Source organism: Rhizobium sp. WSM409, from assembly GCF_057653825.1.
This window is the reverse complement of sequence record NZ_CM172794.1, coordinates 2,446,104-2,459,778: the sequence shown is the minus strand read 5'-3', so window position 1 is coordinate 2,459,778 and position 13,675 is coordinate 2,446,104. Positions and strand designations below refer to the sequence as shown.

General features: G+C 61.9%; 13 protein-coding genes. 10 read left to right on the top strand and 3 right to left on the bottom strand.

Annotation, left to right across the window (positions count from 1 at the left end):
• Nucleotides 1-283 precede the first annotated feature (283 nt).
• The 3 genes from AC25BC_RS12355 (at nucleotide 284) to AC25BC_RS12345 (ending at nucleotide 3,653) form a co-directional block, all read left to right on the top strand.
• A complete protein-coding gene (locus AC25BC_RS12355; protein ID WP_012757933.1) occupies nucleotides 284-631 on the top strand; it encodes a DMT family protein in 348 nt (115 codons plus the stop codon).
• 211 nt (nucleotides 632-842) lie between these two features.
• Nucleotides 843-2,354 (top strand): DUF1800 domain-containing protein, encoded by a 1,512-nt coding sequence (locus tag AC25BC_RS12350; protein ID WP_012757932.1) that lies wholly within the window; start codon nucleotides 843-845, stop codon nucleotides 2,352-2,354.
• A gap of 114 nt (nucleotides 2,355-2,468) precedes the next feature.
• Nucleotides 2,469-3,653 carry a DUF1501 domain-containing protein gene (locus tag AC25BC_RS12345; protein ID WP_128438388.1) on the top strand — a complete coding sequence of 395 codons (1,185 nt, stop codon included), beginning with the start codon at nucleotides 2,469-2,471 and terminating at the stop codon, nucleotides 3,651-3,653.
• A gap of 101 nt (nucleotides 3,654-3,754) precedes the next feature.
• Here the strand turns inward: AC25BC_RS12345 and AC25BC_RS12340 are convergent, their stop codons facing one another.
• Nucleotides 3,755-4,744, bottom strand: a complete 990-nt coding sequence (locus AC25BC_RS12340) for an aldo/keto reductase (protein WP_017994438.1) — start codon at nucleotides 4,742-4,744, stop codon at nucleotides 3,755-3,757.
• A 155-nt stretch (nucleotides 4,745-4,899) separates the two neighbouring features.
• Here AC25BC_RS12340 and AC25BC_RS12335 point away from each other — a divergent pair, with 155 nt between their 5' ends.
• The 5 genes from AC25BC_RS12335 (at nucleotide 4,900) to AC25BC_RS12315 (ending at nucleotide 8,775) form a co-directional block, all read left to right on the top strand.
• A complete protein-coding gene (locus AC25BC_RS12335) occupies nucleotides 4,900-5,799 on the top strand; it encodes a LysR family transcriptional regulator (protein ID WP_012757929.1) in 900 nt (299 codons plus the stop codon).
• 141 nt (nucleotides 5,800-5,940) lie between these two features.
• The gene (locus AC25BC_RS12330; protein ID WP_128438389.1) at nucleotides 5,941-7,029 is read left to right on the top strand and encodes an alpha/beta hydrolase; all 1,089 of its coding nucleotides are present in this window, start codon (nucleotides 5,941-5,943) and stop codon (nucleotides 7,027-7,029) included.
• A gap of 25 nt (nucleotides 7,030-7,054) precedes the next feature.
• On the top strand, nucleotides 7,055-7,471 hold the full coding sequence (locus AC25BC_RS12325) for a carboxymuconolactone decarboxylase family protein (RefSeq protein WP_012757927.1): 417 nt from the start codon (nucleotides 7,055-7,057) through the stop codon (nucleotides 7,469-7,471).
• 71 nt (nucleotides 7,472-7,542) lie between these two features.
• Complete coding sequence (locus AC25BC_RS12320) at nucleotides 7,543-8,025, top strand: cytochrome P460 family protein (protein WP_113545884.1); 483 nt, start codon at nucleotides 7,543-7,545, stop codon at nucleotides 8,023-8,025.
• A 33-nt stretch (nucleotides 8,026-8,058) separates the two neighbouring features.
• Nucleotides 8,059-8,775, top strand: a complete 717-nt coding sequence (locus AC25BC_RS12315; protein WP_012757925.1) for a DUF4405 domain-containing protein — start codon at nucleotides 8,059-8,061, stop codon at nucleotides 8,773-8,775.
• 255 nt (nucleotides 8,776-9,030) lie between these two features.
• Here the strand turns inward: AC25BC_RS12315 and AC25BC_RS12310 are convergent, their stop codons facing one another.
• Complete coding sequence (locus tag AC25BC_RS12310; RefSeq protein ID WP_012757924.1) at nucleotides 9,031-9,618, bottom strand: hypothetical protein; 588 nt, start codon at nucleotides 9,616-9,618, stop codon at nucleotides 9,031-9,033.
• 19 nt (nucleotides 9,619-9,637) lie between these two features.
• The gene (locus AC25BC_RS12305) at nucleotides 9,638-10,024 is read right to left on the bottom strand and encodes an acyl-CoA thioesterase (RefSeq protein ID WP_012757923.1); all 387 of its coding nucleotides are present in this window, start codon (nucleotides 10,022-10,024) and stop codon (nucleotides 9,638-9,640) included.
• A 290-nt stretch (nucleotides 10,025-10,314) separates the two neighbouring features.
• Between AC25BC_RS12305 and AC25BC_RS12300 the strand changes: the two genes are divergently transcribed.
• Together AC25BC_RS12300 and AC25BC_RS12295 are read left to right on the top strand one after the other, a co-directional pair.
• Nucleotides 10,315-12,132 (top strand): methyl-accepting chemotaxis protein, encoded by a 1,818-nt coding sequence (locus AC25BC_RS12300; RefSeq protein ID WP_012757922.1) that lies wholly within the window; start codon nucleotides 10,315-10,317, stop codon nucleotides 12,130-12,132.
• A gap of 150 nt (nucleotides 12,133-12,282) precedes the next feature.
• On the top strand, nucleotides 12,283-13,599 hold the full coding sequence (locus AC25BC_RS12295; protein ID WP_113545882.1) for an extensin-like domain-containing protein: 1,317 nt from the start codon (nucleotides 12,283-12,285) through the stop codon (nucleotides 13,597-13,599).
• Nucleotides 13,600-13,675 lie beyond the last annotated feature (76 nt).

Sequence of the window (13,675 nt, the reverse complement as noted above, 5' to 3'; positions counted from 1 at the left end):
AACACGTTGATTCGTTTCAACATGAAGTAGCAAAAATGCATGATCTTATCACAGAGGTATCATGCTCTTGCGAGTCCAGTTCTGGGGCGATTTCTGGGCCTGGAAGGCGAGCCGCCGCGCGACCTGCCGGCCATCCGCATCGCCTCGATGGCGTGACGATATGCCGACCGTCCTCGAGCGTTGTGGGGCTTGTCGCCGAACGCCGCCATGCTAGGTAAGGGCTGCCGGCATCGATCTCCTGCTGCCGGATGAAACCTTCCCCTCCGCAGCCCCGAGTTTTTCCATGTCATTTTCTCCCGCCGCCCTCTGGCCCGTCGTCATGCTGTTTGCCTCCAACATCTTCATGACATTTGCCTGGTACGGGCATCTCAAGCACAAGAACAGCGCCATCTTCCTCGCCATCATCGTCAGCTGGGGCATCGCCTTTTTCGAATATTGCCTGGCGGTGCCGGCCAACCGTATCGGTTCGGCGGTCTATACGACAGCACAGCTGAAGACGATGCAGGAGGTGATCACGCTGATCGTCTTTGCCGGCTTCTCGATCTTCTGGCTCGGCGAGAACCTGACCTGGAACCATGCGATCGGCTTCGCCCTGATCGCAATCGGGGCATCTTTCATCTTTCGTGCATAAACTTTAGCCTTTTCAATAGATTACAAATTGTCCATGTCTAGATATCGCCACATTTCCTACAGATTGGCGTCGCAATCGGCTGGCAGCCTGTCAGTTCAAGCATTTCCGGGTCGCGGAAATGCTCTGACGTTTGTTTGACGCAATTCCGGACGCAAAACCGCGACGCGCTTTTGCTGGAATTGCTTTAGCGGTGATCATGAGGTGAACGGCCATGAGCCTGTCTTTCCCGACCATGGCGGCGATCCGGTTCGGCTATGGTTTCCGGCCGGGCGAGGCGCCGCCGAGCAGCAAGGACGAGCTCATCGACCAGCTGCGCAAGGGGGCGGCGGCGACGCCGGACTTTCCCCTCGGCGGCCCCAACATGCGCCACCAGGCGATCCTCAGCCTGCAGGAGCAGTTGCAGCAGATCCGACAAGACGCCAAGACGGTGACCGACGATACGACGCAGCGCGAGATGCGCAAAGGGGTGCAGCGTCAGGCGCAGCAGCAATTCCAGCACGATGCGAACCTGCGGCTGATGCAGGCCGTGTTGTCGCCGTACGGCTTCTACGAGAGGCTTTCGACCTTCTGGACCAATCATTTCTCCACCAGCGCCAACAAGAGCCTGCCGATGCGCCTCATCGTGCCGCTCTACGAGGCCGAGGCGATCCGGCCGTTCATATCAGGCACGTTCGGCGATCTCTTGCGCAATGCCACCGCCCATCCGGCCATGCTGATCTATCTCGATCAGGCGGATTCGCTCGGGCCGGATTCGGCCGGCGGCATCAAGCGCAACAAGGGGCTCAATGAAAATCTCGGCCGCGAACTGCTGGAACTGCACACGCTCGGCGCCGGCAGCGGCTATAGTCAAGCGGACGTCACGGCGGCAGCCATGGTGCTGACGGGGCTCACCATCGACCGCAAGGAGATGGACATCGCGTTCCGGCCGAATATTTCGGAGCCCGGGACACATGAGGTGCTCGGCGTCAGTTATGGCGGGCGCAGGCGCTCGCGCGACGATTATCTCGACATGCTCGACGATCTCGCCCTCCATCCGAAGACGGCGGCGCATATCAGCCGCAAGCTGGCGGTGCATTTCATCGCCGACCAGCCCGATGAGGGGATGGTGTCCGACATGGCCGAAGCCTGGAAGAAAACGGATGGCGACCTGACCGCCGTCTACACCGCCATGCTCGACCATCCCGCCGCCTGGCGCGACGAGGGCGCCAAGGCGCGCCAGCCTTTCGACTATGTCGTCACCGGCCTGAGGGCGTTGAATGCGGGACCGGTCAACGGCGTTGTCGGCAGTTTCCTGGCGGCCAACCAGCAGGGCACGGACGAGGGCGACATGGCGGCGAATACGCCTGGCATGGCTGGATCGCCGGTGACGACCGATCCCGCCGGCGAGGCAAGGGAGAAGCGCCTCAAAGCCTTCCAGACGGCGCGGGCGCTGGGGCAGGGGGCACTCAGGCGCATGGGCCAGCCGACCTGGCTGCCGCCGAGTCCGGCCGGTTTCGAGGAAGGCTTCTCCGCCTGGATCACCGGCAGCCAGCTCGCCGAGCGGCTGGCCTGGGCAAGGCGGGCCGCAGCCCAGTTCGGCCGGGATGAGGATCCGCGCGAATTCCTGAAGTCGACGCTTGCCGATGCCGCCCGAGACGAGACGATCCGCGTGGTGTCGCAGGCGCCGAACAAGATCAGCGGGTTGACGCTGGTGCTGGCATCGCCCGAATTCAATCGCCGCTGAGCAGACTTTCGTTGGCAAGCCAACGCTTCGTCTGCTTAGCTCCTTTGTTTTGTCGCAGGTTCTGGCTGGAAAACCGTCGGACACTTTTCCGGAACCTGCTTAGGAGGCCCGCCAATGACGATGCCCATGAACCGGATTTCGCTGTCCCGCCGCGGCTTTCTGACCTCTGCCTGCTGTCTTGCCGCTGCCCCCGCCTTCACGCCGGTCACTTTCGCGGCGATGCCGGGTGACAAGCGTTTCGTCACCATCGTGCTGCGCGGCGCGATGGACGGGCTGGATCTGGTGCAGCCCTATGGCGATGCCGGCTTTGCGGCGCTTAGGCCGACACTGGCGCTGACGCCCGATACCGGACTTCTCGATCTAGATGGCCATTTCGGCCTCAATCCGGCTGCCGCAGAGCTGATGCCGCTGTGGAAGAGCCGCGAGCTTGCCTTCGTGCACGCGGTGTCGACGCCCTACCGCGACCAGCGCAGCCATTTCGACGGGCAGGACATGCTGGAATCCGGCGGCGAGCATGTCGCCGAGGAAAAGACCGGCTGGCTGAACCGGGCGCTCGCCGTCATTCCGCGCTCGGATGCGCGCAAGGCGATCGACATCAACACTTCGACGGAGCTGATCCTCTCCGGACCCAACAATGTCGATGTCTGGGCGTCGGATTCCAATCTGGCGCCGGCGCGTGACGAGATGCAGTTCCTGGCGCGGCTCTATGCCGGCGATCCGCCGTTCGCCGAGGCGCTTGCCGAGGCGACGCGGGCCAATAGCGCCTCGATGATCATCGAGCCGGAGGGCCAGCGCGGCGCAAAGATCGCCGATGTGGCGGCGCTCGCGGCCAACATGCTGAAGGGCGATTACCGCATCGCCAGCTTCTCGATATCAGGCTGGGACACGCATATCGGCCAGGCCGGCCAGTTCAAGCGGCCGGTGCAGGACCTTTCGCAGGCGATCAATACGTTGAAGACCACGCTCGGGCCTGAGATCTGGGCAAAGACGGTGGTGCTTGCCATGACCGAGTTCGGCCGCACTGTGCGTCAGAACGGCTCAGCCGGCACCGACCACGGCACCGGCGGCTGCGCGCTGCTATCAGGCGGCACCATCAACGGCGGCCGCATCCTCGGCCGTTGGCCGGGCATCGGCGACGGCCAACTGCTCGACGACCGCGACCTGATGCCGACCGCCGACGTGCGCGAGCTCGCCGCGGCAATGCTCTACCGGCAGTTCGATGTAAGCGCCGATGATTTGACCGGGAAGATCTTTCCGGGGCTGGGGTTCGACAAAGGGTCGCAGTTTCTGCGTGGGTGAGGCACGGTCCCGCAAAGCGGGAGCGATCGATCCAGTGAATCGATCGCAGGGCCGAACGCCCTGAGCCCAAGCGAAGGGCCGGGCGGCATCGGCGACAGGCGCTATCGGCCGGTCATCTTGAGCGCTGCCTCGGGAAGCCGCTCGCCGTGAACCTCGATGCCGGAGAGGGCGGCATCGATTTCGGCGAGGTCCTCGGGCAGCAGGTCGACGTCTATCGCCCCGAGATTTTCTTCCAGCCGGTGCTGCTTCGTTGTACCCGGGATCGGGACGATCCATGGCTTTTGGGCCAGCAGCCAGGAGAGGGCGATTTGCGCGGGCGTTGCGCCCTTGCGGTCGCCGATACGCCTGATCAGGTCGACGAGTGCAAAATTGGCCTTGCGCGCCTCGAGCGAAAAACGCGGCACGCTGTTGCGGAAATCGCTTGGATCGAACTTGGTGTTCTCGTCGATCTTGCCGGTCAGGAAGCCTGCGCCGAGTGGGCTGAAGGGCACGAAGCCGATGCCGAGTTCCTCAAGGGTGGGCAGCAGTTCCGCCTCGGGGCCGCGCCAGAAGAGCGAATATTCACTCTGGACGGCGGTGACTTTTTGAACGGCATGGGCGCGGCGGATCGTCTGGACGCCGGCTTCGGAAAGACCGAAATGTTTGACCTTGCCGGCTGCGATCAGGTCCTTGACGGCACCGGCCACGTCTTCGATCGGCACGTCGGGATCGACGCGGTGCTGGTAGAACAGGTCGATGTGGTCCGTCTTCAGACGGCGCAGGCAGGCATCGGCAACCGCCTTGACATGTTCGGGGCGGCTGTTGGTGCCGCCGCGGCGTTCACCTGTTTGCTGATCGATATCAAAGCCGAATTTGGTGGCGATGACCACCTGGTCGCGGATCGGTGCGAGCGCTTTGCCGACAAGCTCTTCATTGACGAAAGGGCCATAGGCTTCGGCCGTGTCGAACAAGGTGACGCCCTGCTGATGGGCGGTGCGCATCAATTTGATCATGTCGCCCTCGTCGGCGGGCGGGCCGTAAGCGGCACTCATGCTCATGCAGCCGAGACCAAGTGCCGAGACTTCGAGGCCGCCGATATTGCGTCTTTTCATGGTCGTATCCGTTCCTGGTTTTGCATGGGCTCGGGCAGTCCGTTCCGCGGTGCGGGAGCAGCCGGGCTTGCCGTCGGGTTGACGCGAACTTAGTCCTCGTGTCAGCTTTCGATTAGATGCTGTAATGCGCATGGACCTATAAGACGGACTAATGAATGCCCCTGGACAACAATTTCAACGAACTCGTGGCCTTTCTGACCGTCGCCCGGGAACGGAGTTTTACCCGGGCGGCCGCGAAGCTCGGCGTGTCGCAGTCGGCGTTGAGCCAGACGGTACGCGGTCTCGAAGAGAAGCTCGGGCTGCGCCTTTTGACCCGCACGACCAGAAGCGTGTCGCCGACACAGGCAGGAGAACGTCTGTTGGAGCGGGTCGGACCCAGATTCGAGGAGATCCAGTTCGAGATCGCCGCCTTGAGCGAAATGCGTGAGCGGCCGGCTGGCACGATTCGCATCACGGCAGGCGAGCATCCTGCGATTTCCGTCCTTGCCCCAGCATTGGCGCGGTTTCTTCCTGATCATCCGGATATCAATGTCGAGGTGATCGTCGACTACGGCCTGACCGACATCGTCGCCGAGCGCTACGACGCCGGCATCAGGCTCGGCGAGCATTTGGCAAAGGACATGATCGCGGTCCGGATCGGTCCTGAAATATGCATGGCAGTTGTTGGAGCGCCCTCCTATTTCGAGCACCATCCGCGCCCGGATATCCCGCAGGATCTGACGGCTCACAACTGCATCAATATGCGGCTGCCGACACACGGAACGATATATCCCTGGGAATTCGAGAAGGATGGACGTGAACTGCGCGTCCGTGTCGAGGGCCAGACGGTGTTCAACAACATCGCCATGCGGATCGGCGCCGTGCTGGACGGACTGGGGCTGGCCTACATGCCTGAGGACCAGGTTCAGTCCTACATTGAAGACGGGCGGCTGATCCGGATTCTGGAGGACTGGTGCCAGCCCTTTCCAGGATACCATCTCTACTATCCGAACAGGCGGCATGCATCTCCCGCCTTCACCCTGTTCGTCGATGCGCTCCGCTATAGAGGAAAGTAATGCCGATTTTATTCCATCACGGCTTATCAACAGCTTGTGATTAATTAGTCTACCTAATAGACCCTAGCTGTCCGAGGCGTCTAATCCTTTCGGTCCGATGCCGTTACCTTCTCGCCATCTGAAACGAAGCGAGAAGCCGACATGCGATATGGATTGTCCAACACCCTGGCCGCATTGCTGCTTGCCTCAGCGCAGCTTGCCGCGCCATTGGCGACGGCTGCCGATGCGGCAAAGCCCGAGCCATTGGTCATCGAGGAGCAGGGCAGCTTTGCCGTCGGGGGAACCAGTACGACGGCGCCCGGAACCTTCGATCCGCTGAAACCTCTCGATCCCTCAGGGCAGACCTATCACGGCGATCATGCCTTTGCCTTCTATCAGGTGCCGGCAAACCCGCGTCAGTATCCGATCGTGATGTGGCACGGTGCCGGACAATTCTCCAAGACCTGGGAGACGACGCCCGACGGCCGCGAGGGCTTCCAGAACATCTTCCTGCGTCGAGGTTTCTCCACCTATCTCGTCGACCAGCCGCGCCGGGGCGGCGCCGGGCGGAGCATGGCCGAGACGGTGGTGAAGCCGACAGCGGACGAGCAGCTCTGGTTCAACCAGTTTCGCGTCGGCACCTGGCCGACCTATTTCGACGGCGTGCAATTCTCCCGCGATCCGGAAGCGCTGAACCAGTACTTCCGTGCGATGACGCCGAACATCGGGCCGTTCGATATGGACGTTGTGTCGAATGCGGTGGCAAAGCTGTTCGAGAAAATCGGTCCCGGCATTCTTTTCACCCATTCGCAGGGCGGCGGACCGGGCTGGCTGACGGCCATCAAGAGCGACAAGGTCAAAGCCGTCGTCGCCTTCGAACCCGGCAGCAGCTTCGTGTTCCCGGCAGGCGAGGTTCCCGCCGATATGCCGAGCGCCTTCGACACGCTGAAGGGCGTGCCGGTACCGATGGATGACTTTATCAAACTGACGAAGATCCCGATCGTCATCTATTACGGCGACAACATCCCAGACCAGCCGACGACGATGCCGGCGCAGGACAGCTGGCGGGTACGCCTGGCAATGGCCCGCCTGTGGCGCGATACGGTGAACAAGCATGGCGGTGATGTCACCGTCGTGCACCTTCCCGAGATCGGCATCCGCGGCAACACCCACTTCGCGTTCTCCGACCTGAACAACGTAGAGATCGCCGACCTGGTCTCGGCTTTCCTTAGCGAGAAGAAGCTCGACTGATCTCGGAAATTATGAGGTGAAGACCATGAAACAACTGTTGGGAAACTTGATGCTGTCCGCCAGCATGATGCTGGCTGTTCTGCCGGGCGTCGTCAGCGCTCAGGCACCGGCCGAAGGCGACGACAAGTCCCGGCGTTCGCGCGCCCAGCAACTGATGGGTGCGACCGCGCCGAAGCTGGCTGAACTGACCGACGACGTCCTTTATGGCGACATATGGGAGCGCCCGCAGTTGTCGAAGCGGGATCGCAGCCTGGTGACCGTTGCCGCGCTGATCGCAATGAACCGGCCCGACCAGCTCAGATCCCATCTAGCCATGGCCCGCCAGAACGGTGTGTCCGAGGACGAGCTGATCGAGACGATCACCCACCTTGCCTTCTACGCCGGCTGGCCGAATGCGGTCTCGGCCGTTGCCGTCGCTAAGGACGTCTTCGGACGTGAATGAGGCGATTGGCCTGCCGCTTTTGCCGAAGCCGGTCGCCCGAATGTTCCGCACAAAACCAGGAAAAGACATCCATGCGTCATCTCATCAAGCGCATTTCCATTCTCTTTGCCATGGCCGGCGCCGTAGTTCTGGTCGGCTGGAACGTCGATGCCGAACCGAACCGGACGACGCTGCCCGAATTGGCGGGCCTTGTCCATTACACGACCGTCAGGCGCGGCAACGTGACCGAACACATCATGACGACGAACGAAGCGATCGAGGCTGTGAAGAATGGGCAGCCCGTTCCAGACGGTACGCACTTCGTGCTGGTCGATTACCGTGATGGGGAAATCTATCGCACCTTCGTCATGGAAAAGGGTTCCGGCTGGGGCAGCGATTATGACGAAGACCGTCGCACTGGCGACTGGCAGTTCCAATGGTTCAAGCCTGACGGCGGCGTCAACATGGCCGAGAATACGGCGCGATGCCAATCCTGTCATTCGTCCAGGGCCGACGAAGACTTCCTCTACACGCTCGACGCTCTCAAGGAGTTTGACGGAGCCGTCATTGACTAGGCCGGATCGAATCTCCGGCGAGGGCGTCGCATCGTGAGTCCTTTTTTCGTGATCCGCCTCGTGCTTGACTTCACCGCCGCTGGGCTGCTCTTGGCCGCGCTCGCCTACTGGTGGCTCGACAACACCTCGCATGAGCTGATCGGCACCAGCATGTTCATCCTTCTCCTATCGCACAACGTCTTCAACAGGCGGTGGTGGGCGAGGCTTCCGAAGGTGGAGCGCGGCAAGCGGAGCTTTCTGACAATTGCTTCGAATATCTCGATCGCCTTGGCGATATCAGCTTTGCTGGTGACCAGTCTGCTGATATCGCGCAGCGTGTTTGCTTTCCTTCCCGTCAGCGGCCGGCCGACGGCGCGCGAAATTCACATCCTTGCGGCCTATTGGGTGTTCATCCTCGCAGCCGCCCATCTCGGCCTCCACTGGTCGATGATCATGGCGGTCATAGGCAGATTGCTGCGGGTCGGTGCCCCAAACCCGATCAGGACCGCTTCCCTTCGCGTAGCCGCGAGCGCAATAGCGGCGTGGGGCATCCACAGCCTGTTCGTCATGGGAATCGGAGACAGGCTCATTGCCCGGCCATCGATCGATTTCTGGGACTTCCAGGAGTCCACGATCGGGTTCTTCCTGCATCACATCGCGATCCTGGGGACGTGTGCGTGCGCTGCTCATTATGCGGTCGTCTGGCTTCGGGGGGTGATTAGGGTGCCCGCGCGTGTGATATTCGCGCTGGCGGTGATGCTGTGGCGGTGAGGGGGCAACCTCTCTTCCGTCATTCCTGTGCTCGTCACAGGAATCCAGCCACGGCGTGTCCGCGCCGTGAATGACTTGCCAGAACGAAGGGACTCTCCCGCGCCCAAGGACTTGGGCGCACTGGATTCCTTTGACAGGCACAGGAATGAAGGAGAGGCTGTGTATCGCCGCCGCCCGGCCCTTCGCACGGCTCAGGGCGTTCGGCCCTGTGATCGATCCACTGGATCGATCACTCCCGCGAAGCGGGACCGGGCCTCACCCCAACACATCATAAAGCCTGAAAATGAAGCTGATCTGGTAGATCAGGTTGGCGATGATGAAGGCGGTGTGGAAGCGGCGGTTGGGGGTCCAGGCGGCGATGGCGCAGAGGAGGATGTAGATGATGTTGCGGGCTGGGTACTCCCAGCCGAGCGAGAGGATGCGCTCATGGCCCTTGATTGCCGTGTCGAGAATATCGACGGCGTAGGTGAGGCCGAGGATGCCGAAGAACCATTTGCGCCGCGAGATGAAATATTCCTCGTAGCCGCCATATTCGTCGAGCGAGGCAGGAAAGAGCAGGGCGCAGAGCAGGAAGAACAGACTGCAGAAGCAGATGAGGAAGAGATAGATGCCGAAGCCGATCGCCGGCACCGCCTGCAGGCGATATTCCCACCACCAGATATGGATGATGAACAGGAACATCGACAGCGCCCAGCCGAGATGGATGGGATAGACCTTGGCCTTGGCGGGATGCTGGACGATGCCGGCAAGGCCGGTGAGCACTCTGGCGAGTGAAAGGCTGATGACCATGCCCATCACCACCTTGATGTGAAGGAAGACTTCCGGCGAGCCGACCGTTTCCATGCTTTCGATCCTTAGGCTGTCACTCCTCGGGGACTTGCTTCGGTTTGCCCTCTTCGTCGAGTGCCACCATGATGAAGGTGCCGGCGGTGACCTTTTCCTGCTGGTTGTAGCGCGAACGATGCGCCCAGGCTTCGACGATCAGCGTGATCGAGGTGCGGCCGACACGGTCGATATCAGTATAGACGGAAAGCGTGTCGCCGATCTTGACCGGCAGCTCGAAGGCCATCTCTTTGACGGCGGCGGTGACGACGCGGCCCTTGGCGCGCTCGGCCGCACGGATGCCTGAGGCAAGGTCCATCTGCGCCATGACCCAGCCACCGAAGATATCGCCGGCCGGATTGGCGTCGCCCGGCATGGCAAGCGTCCTCAGCGTCAGTTCGCCTCTCGGCTTGGCGGCATCGGTCATCAAGTCTTCTCCATCTGGTGCGGGCCACGGGCCGGCGATTCACTGGGAAGCACCCTAGTGCAAAGGCTGTGGGGTGTAAAAGACGGCAAGGCCAAGCGCTACGGACGGCCGACGGGAAAAATGTTGCTGCCGTTTCCGATTGAAATTTCATTCGATTTCAAATGGTTGAATTTTGCAGCTTTCACCTGACCTTACGTTATTTAATATTTTTCTAATTAAGCTTTACGCTCCAGTAATACCGGCAATTCAGAATGCGATCGATCTCAAATACAAGAATCGCCGGGAACCTCATGCGCAACGTCAAGATTTCCACCCGCCTTTACTGCCTCGTCGCATTCGCGCTTGCCGTGCTCGCTGCGACGATGGTCTTCTTTCTGAACTATTCCTATTCTGAGCTGGAAGCGGAGCGGAAGGCGGGGCTGGCGCAAATGGATGCAACGGCGCTCGGCATCTTCGACAAATATTACAAGATGGAACAGGCGGGCACGATGACCCGCGAACAGGCGCAGGCGGCCGCCAAGGACGTGATCGGCGCGATGCGCTACGGCGCCGACGGTTATTTCTGGATCAACGACATGCACCCCACCATGGTGATGCACCCGATCAAGCCGCAGCTGAACGGCACCGATATCTCCCAGATGAAGGATCCGACCGGCAAGTTCCTGTTCGTCGAGTTCGTCAACAAGGTGAAGAAGGACGGCAAGGGCTTCGTCGATTATCTTTGGCCGAAGCCGGGCGCCGACCAGCCAGTGCTGAAATATTCCTATGTCGCAGGTTTCGAGCCCTGGGGCTGGATCGTCGGCACCGGTGTCTATGCGGATGACCTTGCCGCGCTCTATCGCCAGAACGCGATGTGGGCCGCGCTGCTCTGCCTGCTTGGCGCCGCCGCAACGATTGCCATCGCCTATGCCATCGTGCGTAGCGTGACTGCACCGATCGCCCGGCTGAAGGCGGCGATGAACGCGATTGCGGCCGAAGAAGCATCGGTGGAGATATCAGGCAGCGACCGTCGCGACGAGATCGGCCAGATGGCCAAGGCGCTGCTGGTGCTGCGCGATTCCGTCGACGAGCGCAGCGCGTTGCGCGGGCGGGAAGACGAAAGACAGCAGCAGATCGAGGAAGAGCGCCGCGGCAACGAGGCAAGCCTGCGTTCAGCATCCGAGCGGCAAACCCAAGCGATGCAGGCGCTCGGCGTCGGCCTTGAGAAGCTGGCGGGCGGCGACCTCACGGTTGCGATCGGCGATATCGGCGAGGATTACGCCAAGCTGAGGAGCGATTTCAACGCCGCCGTCGATGCGCTGAACGGCGTCATCCATGCGATCGCCGAATCGAGCCATGTCGTCAACGAAAGCGCTTCCGACATCAGCGAGGCAACCGGCAACCTGTCAAAGCGCACGGAGCAGCAGGCGGCCGCACTCGAAGAGACGGCGGCAGCGCTCGACGAGATCACCGCGACGGTCAAGACGGCATCCGAACGGGCGAACGAGGCGCGCGAGATGGTGGCCGAGACCAAGGCGAGTGCCGGAAAATCCGGCGAGATCGTCCGCAATGCGGTGACGGCGATGGGCAGGATCGAGGATTCCTCCAACCGCATCGGTCAGATCATCTCGGTCATCGACGAAATCGCCTTCCAGACGAACCTTCTGGCGCTGAATGCCGGCGTCGAGGCTGCGCGGGCGGGCGAGGCGGGCCGCGGCTTTGCCGTCGTCGCCCAGGAAGTGCGCGAACTCGCCCAGCGTTCCGCCAATGCGGCCAAGGAGATCAAGGAACTGATCAGCCGGTCGGCGACGGAGGTCGAGGGTGGGGTGGCGCTGGTGCGCTCGACGGGCGAAGCGCTGCTGGAGATCGAGGCGCTGGTCAACCAGGTCAACGATCACGTCGCATCAATCGCGACGGCGGCGCGCGAGCAGTCGACCGGGCTGAACGAGATCAACGGCTCCGTCAATCACATGGACCAGATGACGCAGCAGAATGCCGCCATGGTCGAGGAGACGACGGCGGCAAGCCGCACGCTCGCCGACGAGAGCACTCAGTTGAAGACGCTGCTTTCGAATTTCCGCCTGCGCGCCGAGCAGTCGGCGGTGACCCGATACACACGGGCAGCGTGAGGAAGCGGAGAGATGAAAGGCCGGGAAACCGGCCTTTTTCAATCCGTCGCGTTCAGATTGTGCCGGTAAGTTTTCATTCACCGTTTTTAATTAAAATTGGAGTGAGTTTTTTCGGTCACTGCCCAGCCAGCCTGCGGAAGCGATAAGAGTATGGCGTTTGTTTCCTTTCCTCGGCGAACCCTTTTGCCCGTTATCCTCTCGGCGGCGCTGACGACCTGTTCGATCAGCGACGGACTGGTGCCGCCCGCCAATGTCGACAACGGCACCAGGGTCAGTTCGATCTCGCCCGCGCGGGCACCAGCGGCGCGCATGGCGCCTTCGGTCCGAATGGCGCCGGTGGAAAGCCAGGCCTCCTATCCGGTTTCCAGCGCGCCCGTCGGCAATAGCCAGGGCTCCGTCGATTACCTCGACACGCCAAACCTCGCCGGCACCGGCCACGCGGCACGAGCCGCTCCGCCGCAAACCGCACCGGGACGTAAGCTGCCGATGATCGACAGCGACGAGGCGCTGGCGCAGCAGAACCAGAACTGGGGCGGCACGCAAGATCTTGCGATCCCGTCCGGCGGCGTCAACATGGATGACGATCTCGGGGCGGAGCCGGTCGTCGGGCTGGCACAGGAACAACAGCAGCAGATCGCCGAGGGCAATGCCACCGAGCCTGTTGTCGACGGCATCGGCACCGACAATCCAACGCAACTCAACCAGCCGATGCGCCAGCCCGTACCGCAGGCGATGCCGCAGCCGGCGGCCGAGGCACAGATGAGCCGGGCGCCCGCCTGGAACGACGGCAGCCCTGTGGTGGCGCCATCACGTGTTCCCGAAGAGGACGAGAGCGAAGAGGTCGCGATGCTGCGGCCGAATAATCCGATGATGAGCGAGCCGGCAGCACCCGTCGATCCCAGCGTCATGCCGTCCTCCGAGCTTGCCTGCCGGCGCGAGCTGAAGCGCATGGGCGTGCTCTTCGACGACAAGCCACCGATCTCGAATGGGCCGGCCTGCCAGGTGCCCTATCCCGTGTCGTTGAAGGGGCTTTCCGGCAATATCGGCGTCCGCCCGGCCGTAACGCTGAACTGTCAGGTGACGCTTGCCTTCGCCAAATGGGTGAAAAACGAACTGGCGCCGTCCGCCCGCTATCGTTACTGGTCCGGCATCAAGACGATCCAGCCGCTCGGCGGCTATTCCTGCCGGCGCATGAACAACAGCCGGCAGAAATACAATCCGATGTCGGAACACGCCCGCGGCAACGCCATCGACGTCGGCAAGTTCGTGCTGAAGAACGGCCACGAGATCGACGTGCGCAAGAAGGGCCTGTTCTCGCTGCGTGAGGGGCGGCTGCTGAAGGCGGTGCGCAGCGACAGCTGCCGCTATTTCAACACCGTGCTCGGCCCCGGCAGCAACCCGGAGCATTGGAACCACTTCCACTTCGATCTTCGCTCCCGCAAGAGCGGTAAGGCCTATTGCGACTGATGCCTGTCCTCCTACACCATGCGGCGGGTGCCGATGTTGCGGCCGCAATTGGGCCGGGCTGGCAGAAAACGGTTCA

Bases quoted from the DNA above. Each gene is read 5' to 3' on its own strand.
- AC25BC_RS12355 (WP_012757933.1), top strand. From the start codon at position 284: ATGTCATTTTCTCCCGCCGCCCTCTGGCCCGTCGTCATGCTGTTTGCC.
- AC25BC_RS12350 (WP_012757932.1), top strand. From the start codon at position 843: ATGAGCCTGTCTTTCCCGACCATGGCGGCGATCCGGTTCGGCTATGGT.
- AC25BC_RS12345 (WP_128438388.1), top strand. From the start codon at position 2,469: ATGACGATGCCCATGAACCGGATTTCGCTGTCCCGCCGCGGCTTTCTG.
- AC25BC_RS12340 (WP_017994438.1), bottom strand. From the start codon at position 4,744: ATGAAAAGACGCAATATCGGCGGCCTCGAAGTCTCGGCACTTGGTCTC.
- AC25BC_RS12335 (WP_012757929.1), top strand. From the start codon at position 4,900: ATGCCCCTGGACAACAATTTCAACGAACTCGTGGCCTTTCTGACCGTC.
- AC25BC_RS12330 (WP_128438389.1), top strand. From the start codon at position 5,941: ATGCGATATGGATTGTCCAACACCCTGGCCGCATTGCTGCTTGCCTCA.
- AC25BC_RS12325 (WP_012757927.1), top strand. From the start codon at position 7,055: ATGAAACAACTGTTGGGAAACTTGATGCTGTCCGCCAGCATGATGCTG.
- AC25BC_RS12320 (WP_113545884.1), top strand. From the start codon at position 7,543: ATGCGTCATCTCATCAAGCGCATTTCCATTCTCTTTGCCATGGCCGGC.
- AC25BC_RS12310 (WP_012757924.1), bottom strand. From the start codon at position 9,618: ATGGAAACGGTCGGCTCGCCGGAAGTCTTCCTTCACATCAAGGTGGTG.
- AC25BC_RS12305 (WP_012757923.1), bottom strand. From the start codon at position 10,024: ATGACCGATGCCGCCAAGCCGAGAGGCGAACTGACGCTGAGGACGCTT.
- AC25BC_RS12300 (WP_012757922.1), top strand. From the start codon at position 10,315: ATGCGCAACGTCAAGATTTCCACCCGCCTTTACTGCCTCGTCGCATTC.
- AC25BC_RS12295 (WP_113545882.1), top strand. From the start codon at position 12,283: ATGGCGTTTGTTTCCTTTCCTCGGCGAACCCTTTTGCCCGTTATCCTC.